The organism is Micromonospora sp. NPDC047753, from assembly GCF_040642735.1.
Lineage (GTDB): Bacteria > Actinomycetota > Actinomycetes > Mycobacteriales > Micromonosporaceae > Micromonospora.
In genome coordinates this window covers 21,580-36,132 of record NZ_JBEYSL010000008.1, presented here as the reverse complement: position 1 = coordinate 36,132, position 14,553 = coordinate 21,580, and the positions used below count along the sequence as shown (strand labels likewise).

At 72.1% G+C, this 14,553-nt stretch carries 17 protein-coding genes and 1 tRNA gene; 6 read left to right on the top strand and 12 right to left on the bottom strand.

Annotated elements, in window-relative coordinates:
- Positions 1-73: 73 nt before the first annotated feature.
- Genes ABZ749_RS01720 through ABZ749_RS01705 form a run of 4 tightly spaced genes read right to left on the bottom strand, consistent with a single transcriptional unit; the run spans position 74 to position 3,299 of the window.
- Positions 74-715 (bottom strand): hypothetical protein, encoded by a 642-nt coding sequence (locus ABZ749_RS01720; protein ID WP_357221767.1) that lies wholly within the window; start codon positions 713-715, stop codon positions 74-76.
- A 9-nt stretch (positions 716-724) separates the two neighbouring features.
- Positions 725-1,225, bottom strand: coding sequence for a GNAT family N-acetyltransferase (locus tag ABZ749_RS01715; protein WP_357221765.1), 501 nt, complete (start codon positions 1,223-1,225; stop codon positions 725-727).
- Between the two features lie 46 nt (positions 1,226-1,271).
- Positions 1,272-2,747 (bottom strand): serine hydrolase domain-containing protein, encoded by a 1,476-nt coding sequence (locus ABZ749_RS01710; protein WP_357221762.1) that lies wholly within the window; start codon positions 2,745-2,747, stop codon positions 1,272-1,274.
- Positions 2,748-2,795: 48 nt separating this feature from the next.
- The gene (locus ABZ749_RS01705; protein ID WP_357221759.1) at positions 2,796-3,299 is read right to left on the bottom strand and encodes a helix-turn-helix domain-containing protein; all 504 of its coding nucleotides are present in this window, start codon (positions 3,297-3,299) and stop codon (positions 2,796-2,798) included.
- Between the two features lie 128 nt (positions 3,300-3,427).
- Between ABZ749_RS01705 and ABZ749_RS01700 the strand changes: the two genes are divergently transcribed.
- Complete coding sequence (locus ABZ749_RS01700) at positions 3,428-4,300, top strand: universal stress protein (RefSeq protein ID WP_357221756.1); 873 nt, start codon at positions 3,428-3,430, stop codon at positions 4,298-4,300.
- Here ABZ749_RS01700 and ABZ749_RS01695 read toward each other — a convergent pair.
- From ABZ749_RS01695 to ABZ749_RS01675, 5 genes are all read right to left on the bottom strand, one after another.
- On the bottom strand, positions 4,293-4,928 hold the full coding sequence (locus ABZ749_RS01695; protein WP_355009149.1) for an FMN reductase: 636 nt from the start codon (positions 4,926-4,928) through the stop codon (positions 4,293-4,295). The genes ABZ749_RS01700 and ABZ749_RS01695 overlap by 8 nt on opposite strands.
- Entirely contained in the window at positions 4,925-6,067 is a 1,143-nt protein-coding gene (locus ABZ749_RS01690) for an LLM class flavin-dependent oxidoreductase (RefSeq protein WP_355009150.1), read from the bottom strand. The genes ABZ749_RS01695 and ABZ749_RS01690 overlap by 4 nt, the downstream gene beginning before the upstream one ends.
- A gap of 163 nt (positions 6,068-6,230) precedes the next feature.
- Positions 6,231-6,506 carry a ubiquitin-like small modifier protein 1 gene (locus tag ABZ749_RS01685; protein ID WP_357221752.1) on the bottom strand — a complete coding sequence of 92 codons (276 nt, stop codon included), beginning with the start codon at positions 6,504-6,506 and terminating at the stop codon, positions 6,231-6,233.
- A gap of 2 nt (positions 6,507-6,508) precedes the next feature.
- Positions 6,509-7,594 (bottom strand): exo-alpha-sialidase, encoded by a 1,086-nt coding sequence (locus tag ABZ749_RS01680; RefSeq protein WP_357221749.1) that lies wholly within the window; start codon positions 7,592-7,594, stop codon positions 6,509-6,511.
- Positions 7,595-7,680: 86 nt separating this feature from the next.
- Entirely contained in the window at positions 7,681-8,322 is a 642-nt protein-coding gene (locus ABZ749_RS01675; RefSeq protein ID WP_357221746.1) for a DNA-3-methyladenine glycosylase, read from the bottom strand.
- Positions 8,323-8,430: 108 nt separating this feature from the next.
- Here ABZ749_RS01675 and ABZ749_RS01670 point away from each other — a divergent pair, with 108 nt between their 5' ends.
- Entirely contained in the window at positions 8,431-8,865 is a 435-nt protein-coding gene (locus tag ABZ749_RS01670; RefSeq protein WP_357221743.1) for a hypothetical protein, read from the top strand.
- A 97-nt stretch (positions 8,866-8,962) separates the two neighbouring features.
- Positions 8,963-9,928, top strand: a complete 966-nt coding sequence (locus tag ABZ749_RS01665; RefSeq protein WP_357221740.1) for an acetylxylan esterase — start codon at positions 8,963-8,965, stop codon at positions 9,926-9,928.
- A 21-nt stretch (positions 9,929-9,949) separates the two neighbouring features.
- Here ABZ749_RS01665 and ABZ749_RS01660 read toward each other — a convergent pair whose 3' ends face one another.
- Together ABZ749_RS01660 and ABZ749_RS01655 are read right to left on the bottom strand one after the other, a co-directional pair.
- Positions 9,950-10,405 carry an Rrf2 family transcriptional regulator gene (locus ABZ749_RS01660; RefSeq protein ID WP_030333674.1) on the bottom strand — a complete coding sequence of 152 codons (456 nt, stop codon included), beginning with the start codon at positions 10,403-10,405 and terminating at the stop codon, positions 9,950-9,952.
- Between the two features lie 7 nt (positions 10,406-10,412).
- A complete protein-coding gene (locus tag ABZ749_RS01655) occupies positions 10,413-11,405 on the bottom strand; it encodes an AraC family transcriptional regulator (protein ID WP_357221737.1) in 993 nt (330 codons plus the stop codon).
- A gap of 202 nt (positions 11,406-11,607) precedes the next feature.
- Here ABZ749_RS01655 and ABZ749_RS01650 point away from each other — a divergent pair, with 202 nt between their 5' ends.
- Entirely contained in the window at positions 11,608-12,384 is a 777-nt protein-coding gene (locus ABZ749_RS01650; RefSeq protein ID WP_112677167.1) for a glucose 1-dehydrogenase, read from the top strand.
- Between the two features lie 279 nt (positions 12,385-12,663).
- Here the strand turns inward: ABZ749_RS01650 and ABZ749_RS01645 are convergent, their stop codons facing one another.
- Entirely contained in the window at positions 12,664-13,095 is a 432-nt protein-coding gene (locus ABZ749_RS01645) for an SsgA family sporulation/cell division regulator (RefSeq protein ID WP_007457244.1), read from the bottom strand.
- A gap of 273 nt (positions 13,096-13,368) precedes the next feature.
- Between ABZ749_RS01645 and ABZ749_RS01640 the strand changes: the two genes are divergently transcribed.
- Together ABZ749_RS01640 and ABZ749_RS01635 are read left to right on the top strand one after the other, a co-directional pair.
- Positions 13,369-14,013, top strand: a complete 645-nt coding sequence (locus tag ABZ749_RS01640; protein WP_357221734.1) for a PGPGW domain-containing protein — start codon at positions 13,369-13,371, stop codon at positions 14,011-14,013.
- Between the two features lie 50 nt (positions 14,014-14,063).
- A tRNA-Val gene (locus ABZ749_RS01635) sits at positions 14,064-14,135 on the top strand.
- Positions 14,136-14,553: the final 418 nt, after the last annotated feature.

The following is a 14,553-nucleotide window of genomic DNA, read 5'->3' as shown; positions in this document are numbered from 1 at the left end:
GACCGGGCTGACCGTCGCGCTGCTGATCGCGGCACCCACCGTCGACAGACCGGTCCGAGCGCGCGTGCCCACGCTAGCGATGGTCGATGGCTGGTGACGCCGGCAGGTCGAGGACGTACGAGTCGCCGTCCGGGCGGAAGCCGAGCCGGTGGTAGTAGGGGGCCACCATCCGGGGCGGGCTGACCACCCGGTGGAAGCCCCGTTCGGTGAACAGGTGGCTGCGCCGGTAGACGAACTCACCCGGGGTGAAGTCACGGAACTTCGGGGTTACATAGTCCAGGTCGATCTGGGCGACGCCGGGCGCCTCGGCGTGCGCCAGCACCACCCCGACCACCTCGTCAGCGGTGACCACGAGGAACGCCGAGCGCCCCGACGCGTCCGGGTCCCAGCGAAAGCCGGGGTTGAACCGGGTGATGTCGGCGGCGTGCACCCGCAGCGTGTGCGCGAGGAACTGGTCGCCGACGCCGACCTCCACCACCTGGTAGGTCGTCTCGTCGTGCCGGGTGGCGAGCATCCCGCGCAGGTACCAGATGTTGATCACCGCGAGCACGACGTTGAGCCCGACCATGGGCCAGACCTCGATCGCGGCGTTGTAGCCGATCAGCACGACGCAGCCGACGAGGTTGATCGCGCGCAGTCGCAACACGCGCGACTGCAGCAGCGACCAGACCAGCACCGCGGAGCCGGCCCAGCCGACGAGATCCAACCAGTTCACGCCGCGAGACTAGTGCCCGCCCAGGTCAGAGGCGTCGGCGGGCAGCTCCAACAGCCATTCCTCGACGTCTTCGCCGCGGCCGTTGGCGTACCCCGAGTCTTGACCGATCACGACGAACCCGCACTTGCGGAGCACCGCGAGGGAGGCGGCGTTGTCCTTGGCGGCGCGGGCGTGCACCGGCCGGGGCAGCTCGCGCAGCAGGGCGGCCAGGGCCGACGTGGCGTGGCCCCGACCCCAACGTGCCGGGTCGATCCAGTAGCTGACCTCGGTCTGGTCGCCGACCGGGAAGGCGGTCACGTAGCCGACCACCTCGCCGTCGACCTCGGCGGTGCGGACCAGGTTCTGCGGGTTGGTGAGCACCCGGGCCCAGTGTGCGGCGAACTCCCGACGGTCGGACGGGTCCTTCGGGCCGAACGCGGCCATCCGGTTGGCCTCCGGGTCCTGCTGGTGCAGGAAGAACTCGACGAGGTCGTCCTCACGGACCGGGCGCAGCAGCAGATCGGAGGTCATCGGCCGAGGGTACGCAACGGCGGTGACGACACGCTGCGGCGCGGAGTCAGCCGACGACGGCCACGACCGCCAGCACGGCGGCGCCCAAAGAACTCGCCACCGACAGCAGTCGACGCCACGGCACCCGCGCGTCGACCACCGGCAGGGCGCGCCACCGGGTCGCCGCCAGGGCCACCCCCGCCGCCGACAGGCTGGCGCCGAGCGGCCACAGCCAGGCCGGCACCATCGACCAGTCCCCCATCCGGTGCCCGAGGCCGAGGTAGGCGAACGCCCAGACCGCCGCCGCCAGCAGCGTCACCTGGTCCAGTTGGCGACGGCGGGCGGTGCCGAGCAGGGAGAGGCCGCCGAGGAAGGTGAAGGCAACCGCGAGGCCGGCGCCGATCCACGGCAGCACCATCGACGTCGCCGAGTCGGCCTCCTTCGGTGGCACCCCGAGCAGCCGCAGCCCGATCGGCTCGACGCCCTTGTCGGTGTTGCCGAGCACCACCACCGCCCGCCCGGTCGCCCGTTCGAGGCCGACGTAGGACCGGAACCCGCCGGTAGCGCCGTTGTGCCAGACGATCTCGCGGTCGCCGTGCCGGGTGGTGAACCAGCCGTACCCGATGCGGGTGTCGTCGTCCTCGCGGAAGCGGGCGGTGGCGGCGTCGGCACCGGGTGCGGTGCCGGCGAGAGTCGCGGCGAGCAACCTGCCCAGATCCTCGGCCGTCGACCAGGGGCCGGCGCCGGCCGGGGCGTAGCCGGTTCCTGTCCACGGGTCGAGCGGCCGGCCGCCGGCCCGGCTGCCCTGGGCGCGGTCGGCCGGCAGGTCGTCGACGCGGGTGGCGACAGTGGTGGCCGTCATGTCGAGCGGCCGTAGCAGCCGGTCGTGCAGCAATTCGGGGTACGTGACGCCGGCCTTCGCGGCGAGCGCGTGGCCGAGCACGGACGGCCCGAGGTTGGAGTAGTGGACCTCGCCGCGCTCGTCGTCGTCGGTGTCGACCCGGTCGGTGGCGCTGCGAACGGCGTCGACGCCCTGCCCGGCGTAGGGGTTTGCGCCGGAGACGTTGGACCAGAGGATGCGTGCCCACCCCAGTGGGGAGCCGGGGGCCAGCCGGGGCAGGCCGGCGCGGTGGCTGGCGAGTTCGGCGAGCGTGACGTCGCGGGCGGGGCCGGTGATCTCGGGCCAGGTGGCGCCGAGCCGGTCGTCCGGGCCGACGACACCGGCGGCGACCTGGTCGGCGAGGAGCATGCCGGTGAACGCCTTGGTGACCGAGCCGATCTCGAACGGGGTGCCCGGCTCCACGGGTCGACCGGCGAGGTCCCGGTCACCCAGTCCGGCGGTGCGGATCCGGCCGTTCTCGACCAGGGCGACGGCGAGCCCACGCCGCCCTGACTGGTCGGGCGTGGCCGAACGGGCGGCGGCGGCCAGGTCGCGGTCGCCGGTGCTCTGCCCGCCGAGTCGGGGCACCCGGGGCATCAACGCCACCCCGACCAGGCCGGCGATCAGCGCGACGGCGAGGACGGTGACTGTCGTCCGGCGCATGGTGGTTCCTCCGTGGGGTCGTCGGATGGGCGGCCGAGCCGCGTCTGGTCAGCGGCCGGCGGCGGTGAGGATGGCCAGCAGCGGCACCACGCGTTCGGCGGGGACCGCGTACCGGCCTCGGCCGGCGCTGCGCAGCCAACCGGCGGCGGTGATCTGGCGCAGGTGGTGATGCAGTTGGCCGGTGGTGCCCAACTCCTCGATCTCGGCCAGCTCGCTGGTGCTCTGCCGGCCGCCGAGGATTTCCCGCAGGAGCCGCAGCCGCACCGGGTGGGCCAACGCGGAGAGGGTGCTGGGCAGGTCCGTCCAGTCGGCGGCGAGCAGGTCGTCGACGGTGCGGCCGTACTGCCAGTCGTAGTGCTGGCCGGCGACGCGGACGGTGCCGGTGTAGAGCACCGCGCCCGACCCGTCGGGTGGCAGGCGCTGCTTGAGGCCGTCGAGTGCCCAGAAGGTGCCCTCCGGCGCGGGTGGTGGTGGCGGCGCGGCGGCGGGCCGCTCGCTCAACGCGGCAACCTGTGCCTCCAGCGCGGCGAGCCGATCTTCCACGGAGTCCATACGTCGATACTACGAACATACGTAGTTACGTGCAAGTGCCGGAACGGCGCGATCCCGGAACCGGCGCGTCCGGACCTTGCGGTGCGGCCGAGCGGTCGACAATGAGCTGACCGACCCAGGGAGCGCCGATGAACCGACCTGTCGTGGTGGGCGTGGACGGATCGCCGTCCAGCCTCGTCGCCGCCGAACACGCGGCGCGGGCCGCCGTGCTCCGGTCTCGACCGCTGCTCCTGGTACACGGGTACCTGCATCCGTCCGGCTACGGCGTGCCGCTCAACCCGTACGACATCGGGGTGCCCCCGCCCTCCGCGGAGGCGCAGCAGATGCTGGAGCGCACGGCGGCCGAGCTGACCGACCGGTGGCCCGGCCTCGCCGCCGAGGTGCGTCAGGTCCTCGGGGGCCCGGGGGCCACCATGATCGAGGAGTCCCGACGGGCGGAGCTGGTGGTGGTGGGCAGCCGCGGTCTGGGCGGATTCACCGGGCTGCTGCTCGGCTCGGTCGGCGCGCAGGTGGCCGCGCACGCCCACTGCCCGGTGCTGGTGGTCCGCCCGGACGAGCAGCCGATCCCGGTGGACGGCCCGGTGCTGGTCGGCGTGGACGGGTCCGAGTCGTCCCGGCTCGCCGTGGGCCTGGGCGCCGACGAGGCGGCGCTGCGGGACGTGCCGCTGGTGCTGGTGCACGTCGGTCCTGCGGACGCGGACCGGACGGTGCCGGAGGAGATCGAGGAGTCGCAGGCCGCGTACCAGGCCGACGTGGTGCGACTCCTGGCCGACGCCTCCGCCGTGGTGCGCGCCGAACACCCCGACCTGGTGGTGCGGGAGCATCCGGTCCGGGCGGCCGGCGCGGCCCAGGGGCTCATCGAGGCCAGCGGCACGGCGGCGCTGCTGGTCGTGGGCACCCGGGGCCGGGCCGGTTTCGCCGGTCTGTTGCTCGGGTCGGTCAGTCAGGCGGCGATCCAGCACGCGCACTGCCCGGTGCTGGTCGCCCACCCGGTCAGCTGACCGGCGCGCCGTCACCTCGGCCGAGCATCTGCAGGAAGTCGGTGGTGAGGGCGAACGGATCGGCCGGCCCGGTGGCCGGTGGCCGCCGCTCGATCTGGTCGGCCAACTCCCCGGCAGCGCGCCGGATCCGGGCGCGCAACGCGCCGTCGGCGGTGCCGTCGGACCAGTCCTCCGGAGCGGCGAAGACCGCCGTCGGGACGACCACCGACCGAAGGTAGGCGAACATCGGGCGAACGGCGTGCTCCAGTGCCAACGAGTGCCGGGCGGTGCCGCCGGTCGCGCCGATCAGCACCGGCCGGTCGACCAGCGACTCGGAATCCAACACGTCGAAGAAGGACTTGAACAGCCCGTTGTACGAGGCGCTGAAGATCGGGGTGACGGCGATGAGCCCGTCCGCCCCGGTCACCGTGTCGACGACCTCGCGCAGCGCTGCCGGCGCGAACCCGGTGAGCATGTTGTTCACCACGTCGTGGGCGTACTCGCGCAGGTCCACGACGTGCAGCTGCACGTCGGAGCCGCGCCGGACCAACTCGTCGCGGGTGGCCGCGGCGAGCTGGTCGGCGAGCAGCCGGGTCGACGAGGGCTGACTCAGCCCCGCCGAGATCACGGCCAGGGTGCGGTGGGTCATCGGGTCGCCCCCTCCGGCGCCTTGCCCGTCACGTCGTCGACGGCGTGCACTGTGCTGTCCTTGGCGCCGCCCGCGGCGGCGACCAGCGAGGCGTGCGTCGGCGCCGCCGGCACATGCGCCGGACGTCTCGCGGCGAACTCCTTGCGCAGCACCGGCACGACCTCCTCGCCGAGCAGGTCGAGCTGCTCCAGCACGGTCTTCAGCGGCAACCCGGCGTGGTCCATCAGGAACAGCTGCCGCTGGTAGTCACCGACGTACTCCCGGAAGCCGAGCGTACGGTCGATGACCTGCTGCGGGCTGCCCACGGTCAGCGGGGTCTCCCGGGTGAAGTCCTCCAGCGACGGCCCGTGCCCGTAGACCGGGGCGTTGTCGAAGTAGGGCCGGAACTCCCGGACCGCGTCCTGCGAGTTGCGGCGCATGAACACCTGCCCACCGAGGCCGACGATGGCCTGGTCGGCGGAGCCGTGGCCGTAGTGCGCGTACCGCTGGCGGTAGAGCGCGATCATCCGCTGGGTGTGCTCCTTGGGCCAGAAGATGTGGTTGGCGAAGAAGCCGTCACCGTAGTACGCGGCCTGCTCGGCGATCTCCGGGCTGCGGATCGAGCCGTGCCAGACGAACGGGGGCACGCCGTCGAGCGGGCGCGGCGTCGAGGTGAACGACTGCAGCGGGGTGCGGTACTTGCCCTTCCAGTCGACCACGTCCTCGCGCCACAACCGGTGCAGCAGGTCGTAGTTCTCGATGGCCAGGGGGATGCCGGCGCGAATGTCCTTGCCGAACCACGGGTAGACCGGGCCGGTGTTGCCGCGGCCCATCATGAGGTCCACCCGGCCGTCGGAGAGGTGCTGGAGCATCGCGTAGTCCTCGGCGATCTTCACCGGGTCGTTCGTGGTGATCAGCGTGGTGGCGGTGGACAGCAGCAGCCGCTCGGTACGCGCCGCGATGTAGCCGAGCATGGTGGTCGGTGACGACGGCACGAACGGCGGGTTGTGGTGCTCGCCGGTGGCGAAGACATCCAGGCCGACCTCCTCGGCCTTCAACGCGATGGCGACCATCGCCTTGATCCGCTCACGCTCGGTCGGCTCCCGACCGGTGGTCGGATCGACCGTGACGTCACCGACGGTGAAGATTCCGAACTGCATGACCAGCTCCTCGCGTGTCAACCGGGTGCCGTCGTGGTACCCGGACGCAGCTCACAACTTATTTGACGACGCAACTATTCCGTCGGCGGTACGCCTCGCAGTGGCGCCGGTCACCTCCGTAAGCGGACATCAGGTCGAAGGTCTCCCCTCGGTGTCGGCCCTCTCAGCCGCCCGCCACCGACGGCAGAACCTGCACCTCCGCGCCGTCCTCGACGGGGGTGGCCAGGCCACCGGAGTGCCGGCAGTCTTCCCCGTCGACGAAGACGTTGACGTAGCGGCGCAGCTCACCACGCTCGTCGCGGATGCGCCGGGCCAGCCGGGGGTGCGCGACGGCCATCTCGTCGAGGACCGCCCGCAGCGTCCCGGCGGCGGTGACGGTCAGCCGACTCGCGCCCCCGGCCTCGCCGCGCAGCGGGCCGGGCAGCAGCACGGTGACCACGCTCAGACCTCCGCGGCGCGGACGCAGAGCACGTCGGGCAGGTGCGCCGCGATCAGGGCCCAGGAGTCACCCTCGTCGCGGCTGGCGAAGACCGAGCCGGAGCGGGTGCCGAAGTAGACCCCACCCGGGCTGGCGTCGTCGGCGCACATCGCGTCGCGCAGCACCGCCGGATAGAACGGGCCCTCGGGCAGCCCCACCGACAGCGGCTCCCACTTGCCGCCGGCGTCGACGGAACGGAACACCCGACAGCGGTGGTCGGTCGGGAACCGCTCGCCGTCGGCCACCAAGGGGAAGGTCCACACCGTGCCGCCGCGCCCCGGGTGGGCCACCATCGGGAAGCCGAAGTCGCTGGGCAGCCCGTCGGCGATCGAGGACCAGGTGCGCCCGTCGTCGTCGGAACGGTAGACACCGTGGTGGTTCTGCGCGTACAGCCGCTCGGGGTTGGCCGCGTCCCGGGCGACCTTGTGCACGCACTGGCCGAACTCCGGCCACTCGTCGGGCATGAAGTAGGCGCGGATGCCGGTGTTGCCCGGCGCCCAGCTCGCCCCTGCGTCCTCCGAGCGGTAGACCCCGCCGGTGGACATGGCGACCAGCAGCCGCGCGGGGTCACGCGGGTGGGGCAGCACCGTGTGCACGGCCTGACCACCGAAGCCGGCCTCCCACTGGGGGCGGTGCGGATGGTCCCAGAGGGAACGGACCAGCTCGAAGCTGCGGCCGCCGTCGGTGGACCTGAACAACGCCGAGGGCTCGGTGCCGGCCCAGACCACGTCCGGCTCGTCGGGGCCGGCCGGCATCAACTGCCACACCCGGCCGAGGGAGACGCCGGTGTCAGCCGGAAACGCGACCGGCGCCTGGTCGGGCTCGTCCCAGGAAGCGCCGAGGTCGTCGCTGGTGGCGACGCTGGGGCCGAAGTGGGAGCTGGTCATGCCGGCGAGCAGCCGCGGGGTGGAACGTCGGGTGTCGACGGCGACCGCGTAGACACCCGTCATCGGAAAGTGCGGACCGGTGATCTCCCAACTGCGCCGCTCGTCGGTGCTGGTGGCGAGAAACAATCCCTTGGCTGTGCCGATCGCGAGCAGTGTCGCCATGACGTCCTCCGAACCGTCGGTGAGCAGGTCCGGTGATTATGGCCACACCCTGCGACAACCTCCGCCGCCCACACGCCGCAGGTCGGTCACCGTCGGACCCGCGGCACGTGCCGGCGGTACGCGCTGACCGTCGGGTCACCGTCCAGCCAGAACCGCCAGGGCAGATCGTGCGCGCCGGTCACCCCGACCCGGGGACCCGCCACCACCGTCTCCGGCGGCACCGGATCGGCCGGCGGCCGCAGGCGGACCGGGCCGTCGCCGAGCAGGTCCACCCCGTACGCCTCACGGTCGATGCCGAGCGCGGAGCAGAGCCGGGCGGGCCCGCGGGCCAGATCCACCTCCCGCCGGACGGCTGGCCGGCGCTCCCGTGCCGTGGCCAGCCCGTCGACCACCGCGCCGGCGCGCAGCAGCACGGCGGAAGCCTCCCCCTCGACCCCGGTGACCACGTTCACGCACCAGTGCATGCCGTAGGTGAAGTAGACGTAGGCGTGCCCGGCGGGGCCGAACATCACGGCGTTGCGCGGGGTGCGGCCCCGATGGGCGTGCGAGGCGGGATCGCCGCCACTGCCCGCGTACGCCTCGACCTCGGTGATCCGGACGGTGACCCCGCCGGCGTACAGCCGGCAGCCCAGCAGCCCACGCGCCGCCGGCAGCACCGGACCGGCGAGCAGGTCCGCCAGCGCCGCCAGGTCGGTGTCGGTGCTGCGGTCACCGGACGACAGGGCCATGACTCCGACCGTACCCATCCCGGTTCCCCGGCACCCGGCCGGGCGCGCCGACCACTGAGCGCCGGCCCGAACAACACTCACGTCGCACACCAGACAGTTGGCCGAACAGTGAAACCGGACCGTCGGCTCGGGAGTGTTCCCGATGTCGTCGCACGGGGCGACGACATCACGGGAGGAATTCACCATGACCGTACGGAGCATCCGGCTACCACTGATCGCCACCGGCCTGATCGCGGCAGCCGCGACCCTGGCCTTCACCCCGTCGGCCAGCGCGAGCGTCCCGCTGCGGGCCGGGGCGGCACCACACTGGCCGGCTACACCGCGTACACCACCAAGCAGCCCGGCCCCGACCTGGACCTGGTCGCCCGGCTCTCCAGGTCGATCGACGTGCCGGTGGTCGCGGAGGGTCGGATCCACACACCGGCCCACGCGGCGCAGGCGCTGCGGGCCGGGGCGTGGACGGTGGTGGTGGGCACGGCGATCACCCACCCCAGCACCATCACCGGGTGGTTCACATCGGCGATGGCGAACGCCGGCCGGTAAGCGGTCGGAGCACGAGCCGTCGGGCCGCGGTTCCGCGTCGCGGGCGACGGTCCACCCCACTGACAACTGACAATCCTGCTGTCCTGGAGGCCAAGCTGTGGCTCTGAGCGATCTCACCGTCGCCGACTGCTGGGCGTACCGACCCGACCTGACTGTTCCGGAGGACCTGGACGCCTTCTGGGGCCGGACGCTGGGTGCCGCCAGTGCCGCAGCGGCGACGTACGAGCCCGTCGACACCGGCCTCACCCAGATCCACACCTTCTCGGTCACCGTCCCCGGCTCCGGCGGCGAGCCGGTGCACGGCTGGCTGCACCTGCCGGCGCACGCCACCGAGCCGTTGGCGTGCGTGGTCGAGTACCTCGGGTACGGCCGAGGCCGTGGGCTGCCGCACGAGAAACTCTTCTGGGCCTCGGCGGGCTTCGCGCATCTCATCATGGACACCCGGGGTCAGGGCTGGAGTGCCGCGCCCGGCGGCACCGCCGATGCGCACCCTTACCCAGCAGGCACCGTTCCGGGTTTCCTCACTCGCGGGGTCACCAGCCCGGAGGAGTTCTACTACCGCAGGCTGATCACCGACGCGGTCCGGTTCGCCCAGGCTGCCCAGGAGCATCCCGCCGTCGAGCCCGACCGGGTCGTCGTCACCGGCATCAGCCAGGGAGGCGGCTTGTCACTGGCGGTCGCCGCGCTGTTTCCGGGCGTGGCGGCGGCCATGCCCGACGTGCCCTTCCTGTGTGACTTCCCGCGCGCCGTCCGGGTCGCCGCCGAAGGCCCCTACGGCGAGGTCGCCGAGTATCTCGCGCTCCACCGTGACCAGAGCAGTCAGGTGTTCCGTACGTTGTCGTACGTCGACGCCGCCGTGCTCGCATCCGGCGCGACCGCGCCCGCGCTGTTCTCCATCGCGATGATGGACCGGATCTGCCCGCCCTCGACCTGCTTCGCCGCCTACCACCGCTACGGGGGCGACAAGGAGGTGCGCGTGTACGAGTTCAACGACCACGAAGGTGGCGAGGCGCACCAGCAGCTCGAACAACTCGCCTGGCTGCGCAAGCTCTTCGGCCGCTGAGGACAGCACCCGCTGCTGGCGTCAGCGCGGCTCCCACGCGTCGGGCAGCGCGGTGAGCTTGCGGACGTGCGCGGGCAGTCGACCGCTGACGATCTCGGCGAGGCTCACCTCGTCGACGACCCGGCGGACGGCGGCGCGGACCGCCACCCACAGGCCGGGCAGGTTCTCCGCCGAGCCCTCGTACCGGGTCTCCTCGGGGCGCAGCCCGCGTACCCCGGCCAGGGGGCCCTCGACGGCGCGCAGTACCGCGCCGACGGTCACCTCGCGGGGTGGGCGGGCGAGGGTGTAGCCGCCCTCGGCGCCGCGTTGGGCGCGGACGATGCCGGCCCGGCGCAGATCCGCCAGGACCGCCTCCAGGAACTTGCGGGGCATGTCCTGCTCCGCGGCGATGGCCTGGGTGGACAGCAGCGAGGGGTACGCGGTGGCGAGGCTCAACGCCGCCCGTACCGCGTAGTCGCCGCGCGCGGAGATCTGCACCCTGCCATCATGCCCGGCCGGTGCCGCCCAGCCCTCCGGCGGGCGGCCCGGGTCTCGTGGCGTACCCGCCGTTGGCGGGTTCGCCGAGGGTGCCGGGGCGGAACCAGCCGCTGTTGACGCCCGTCGACTCCGCCGGCGGTCGAGGCCGGACCACCCGGCCGGCCGCCGGTTGATCCCGGGCGGCCCGGAACGCGCCGGGGCTGACCCCGACCTCGCGGGTGAAGAAGCGGCCGAAGTTCGTGGGTTCGGAGAAGCCGAGCCGCCGGCCGATCTGGGCGATCGGCTGATCTGTCGCGGCCAGTAGCCGGCCGGCCTGCAAGGCGACCCGCTCGTCGATGACCTGCTTGGCGCTGCGACCGGTGACGGCCAGGCAGGCCCGGGTCAGGGTCCGCACCGAGCAGCCGAGCTCGGCCGCATAATCCTCCACCCGCCGGGTTCGCGGGTAGCCGTGCTCCACCTCGCGGCGGAACCTGCGGAACGTCTCGTCCTCGGGTCGGGACGGCGACCGGTCGTCGCGGGCCACGGCCAGCCGCAGCAACAGCACGGCCAGTTGGTGCCGGAGCAGCGCGCGGGCGGTAGGGCTGTCGGGGTGCCGCCGGCAGTCCACCGCCAACTGGCTCACCTCGCTGATCACCGCGTCCTCGTCCTCACCCGCCAACTGCCGCCATGTCGCGGTCGTGGTCAGGTCGACGTCGAAGCCGCGCAGCGCCTCGGCGTCCCAGGCAACCACTGTGGCGTCGAACTGGGGGCCGGCGCAGCGCAGCACCTGGCCGGGGCGGACCCGCAGCAGCGTGCCGGGCCGGCACGGCAGCAGGTGAAAGTCGAGTTCCGCGTCGCCGTGCCCACGCGTGGTGAGAATCAGAAGCTCCCGCTCGACGATCACCGGCCGACGCCAGCCCGGGGCACCGGCAAGATCGGCCAGCGCGAACGTGGCTATCTCGTCGGTGACGGGAGACGCCGTTCCGATCGATGGCGCGGGGGAGGGATCGGTGGAGACCATCGCCTGCGACGGTAGCCCGAACCGCAGGTCACCGCATCCCGATCGACGTTCGCAGCGGAATCCGCGGCAAGCTGCGGGCTTGTCCCGGTCCCGGCGGCCGGGCTACGTTACCCGGCGGTAGCGCCGTCGGTCCGCGGTCCACCCGGTATCCGCCGGTCACCTGACCGGCCGCCGGCACCCGCCGACTCGCGATGGGATGGGCATGACGCAGCTGTTCTCGGTCGAAGGTAAGACGGTCCTGGTCACCGGCGGATCGCGGGGGATCGGGCTGATGATCGCCCAGGGCTTCGTCCGGGCCGGCGCACACGTGATCATCTCGTCCCGCAAGGCTGACGTCTGCGAGGCGGTCGCCACCACCCTGTCCGCCGAGGGTCGCTGCGAGGCTATCCCCGCCGACCTCAGCGACGACGCCGGCGCCGAAATGTTGGCCGCCGCCGTGCGCGAGCGCTTCGGCCGCCTCGACGTGCTGGTCAACAACGCCGGAGCGACCTGGGGCGCACCACTGGAGGACTACCCCGAGGCCGCGTTCGACAAGCTCTGGGCGGTCAACGTCAAGGCCGTCTTCCGGCTCACCACGGCGCTGCTGCCGGCGCTGCGCGCCGCCGCCAGCGCCGACGACCCGGCCCGCGTGATCAACATCGGGTCGATCGACGGCATCCGGGTGCCAATGATGGAGGTGTACGCGTACTCGGCCACCAAGGCCGCCGTGCACATGCTCACCCGCAGCCTCGCCCACCAACTCGCCGGGGAGCAGATCACCGTCAACGCGATAGCGCCCGGCCCGTTCGAGAGCAAGATGATGGCGTTCGCGCTCGACGACCCGGCGAGCCGGGCCGCCATCGAGCAGCAGGTGCCGCTCGGCCGGATCGGGCGCCCCGAGGACATGGCCGGCACGGCCATCTACCTCTCGTCGCGCGCCGGCGCGTACCTGACCGGAGCGGTCATCCCCGTCGACGGCGGCATCACCACGCACGGCTGAGCACCGGCCGACCCGGGGAGCGCTGCCCGCGTACCCCTTAGGGCGTGATTCGGAAGTGCTGGCCGGCCTGCGCCGGGCCCAGCCGCCGTCCGGCGGCGTTGTCGCAACGTCCGGATACAACACCGGTATCCGGACGCCGCTCCGCCTTGCCGGACGACGCCTGGACTCCGGCTCGGCTCGACCGACACTTCCGAATCACGCCCTGGGTGTGTGCCGGGGCCGCGCGGACTCGGCAGATCCGCGCGGCCCCGGTGTGGCCGGTGTTGCAGGTTCGGGCGGTCAGCGACCGGCGAGCAGCCGGTTCACCGCCGTGTCGACGTCCAGGTGCTCGGCCTCACGGCCGCGCGGGACGACGACGTAGGTCCGTCGAAGGAAACGCACCAGGACGCTGCGCGGCACCTCGAAGAGGGCGTTGCCGTCCGGTGACGAGAGGGCCAGCGCGACGAAGTCGCCGCGCGGTGTGGCCCAGGGCCAGACCCGAACGTCCCCGATGCCGGCCGGCTCGTCCAGGCCGGTGACCAGAAGTTCGCGAGCGAACGACCAGCTCACCGCCTCGCCCCCTGCCGATTCGGCATGGAACAGGACATGGACCGCATACGGGTCAGCAGGGTCGTAACGCAGACTGGCACGCACCGGCAAGGCGGTGGCGTCAGGTGCGACGAGCCTTAGCGACGTCTCGACCTCTACGGTCGTCGGTCGGATGACACTCATGGACGTTCTCCCCCCGGCACCGCTGCGGAACGCGCGTGTCCCGCTTTTCCCATACTCAGGTGCTACCTCTGGCTACGCTCCGCCATACGCTGACTTCACCCAGTGGTGGGAAGGGGGACGGAAAGGCCGCGTGAATGTGAGCATTCATGTAGGATTTCCGGTTCTGCCCAGTGCGTGATCCCGCCCGGTATCGGGTGGCTCAGTCGTCGACTTACTCCGGTAACGTCCAGTCGGCCGTTGCAGTGACGGGCCCGAGCGACACTGGGGGGTGAAATGGTGACGAAGCAATCCTCAGTGGATCCCGCGGCGGCACCCGGCCCGCCGAAAGTCGCGGTCCGAGCAGCCGAAAAGCGGGGGTACGGAGTGCCGATGGAGCAGCCCGAACGGGCCGGTCGGCCGGCGTCCGACGCCGGACGGTCCGGTGGCGGCGGCACCGGTGCTGGTCGTGGTGACAACGCTGCCGCCGGTGACGACGCCGCCATTGGTGGTGGCGGGATCGCCGTGCAGGATCCTCCGCGCCGGCCTCGCTGGCGTGAACGGATCTCGCTGACCCTCGACCTCATCCGCGCCAACCCCACCGGGCGGATCGCACTCAAGATCTTCATCGCGATCGCCGGGGCGCTCGTGGTGACCATCGGCATCGCCCTGATCCCGCTCCCCGGGCCGGGCTGGCTGCTGGTGATCGCCGGCCTGGGCATCTGGGCCGTCGAATACCACTGGGCTCGACGGCTGCTCGGCTTCACCCGTCGCCACGTCCACGGCTGGACACGCTGGGTAACGAGGCAGTCGCTGCTGGTGCGAATCGTGCTCGGCTCCGTCGGCCTGGTCTTCGTGGCCACGGTGGTCTGGCTGTCCCTCAAGTACAGCCTCGGCATCGACGTGGTCGCCGAGGCGATGCAGTACCTGGCGACGCACTGACCCCGGATTTCCGGTCCGGTTCCACGATCGGGTAGAGTCAGTGGCGCTGAGGGCGATTAGCTCAGTGGGAGAGCGCTTCGTTCACACCGAAGAGGTCGCTGGTTCGATACCAGCATCGCCCACCCTTAGTTTCTGCAGGTCAGAAGCCCGTTGCCGAGATGGTCGGTAACGGGCTTTGCTGCATGTGCGGCTTACATTGGGAGCAGATGGGGAGCAGCGGCGAAGCTCGGGTCGCCGGTGAGCCAACGCGTCGTCGCGTGCGCCCTGCCGTCCGCGCCGGCCACACCCGAAGTCGCCAAAGGCTGGAAAGCCGCACGGGCCCGCTTGCCAGGCGCTCGACGACCGCCGATGCCGTGGACACCGTCTCCGAGCGCTGGCCCGACTCGTACGCCTGGATCAGCCTCGATATACCCCGCCGTTCTGCTGCTGGCGCACCACGTGCCCCACTGCCGGCCTCGATGAGGCGGTGCGCCAGCTCGCCCGGCGCGTCAGGACATCGGAGACGTTCTTTGTGCCCACCAAGAACGTCATCCAATTCTA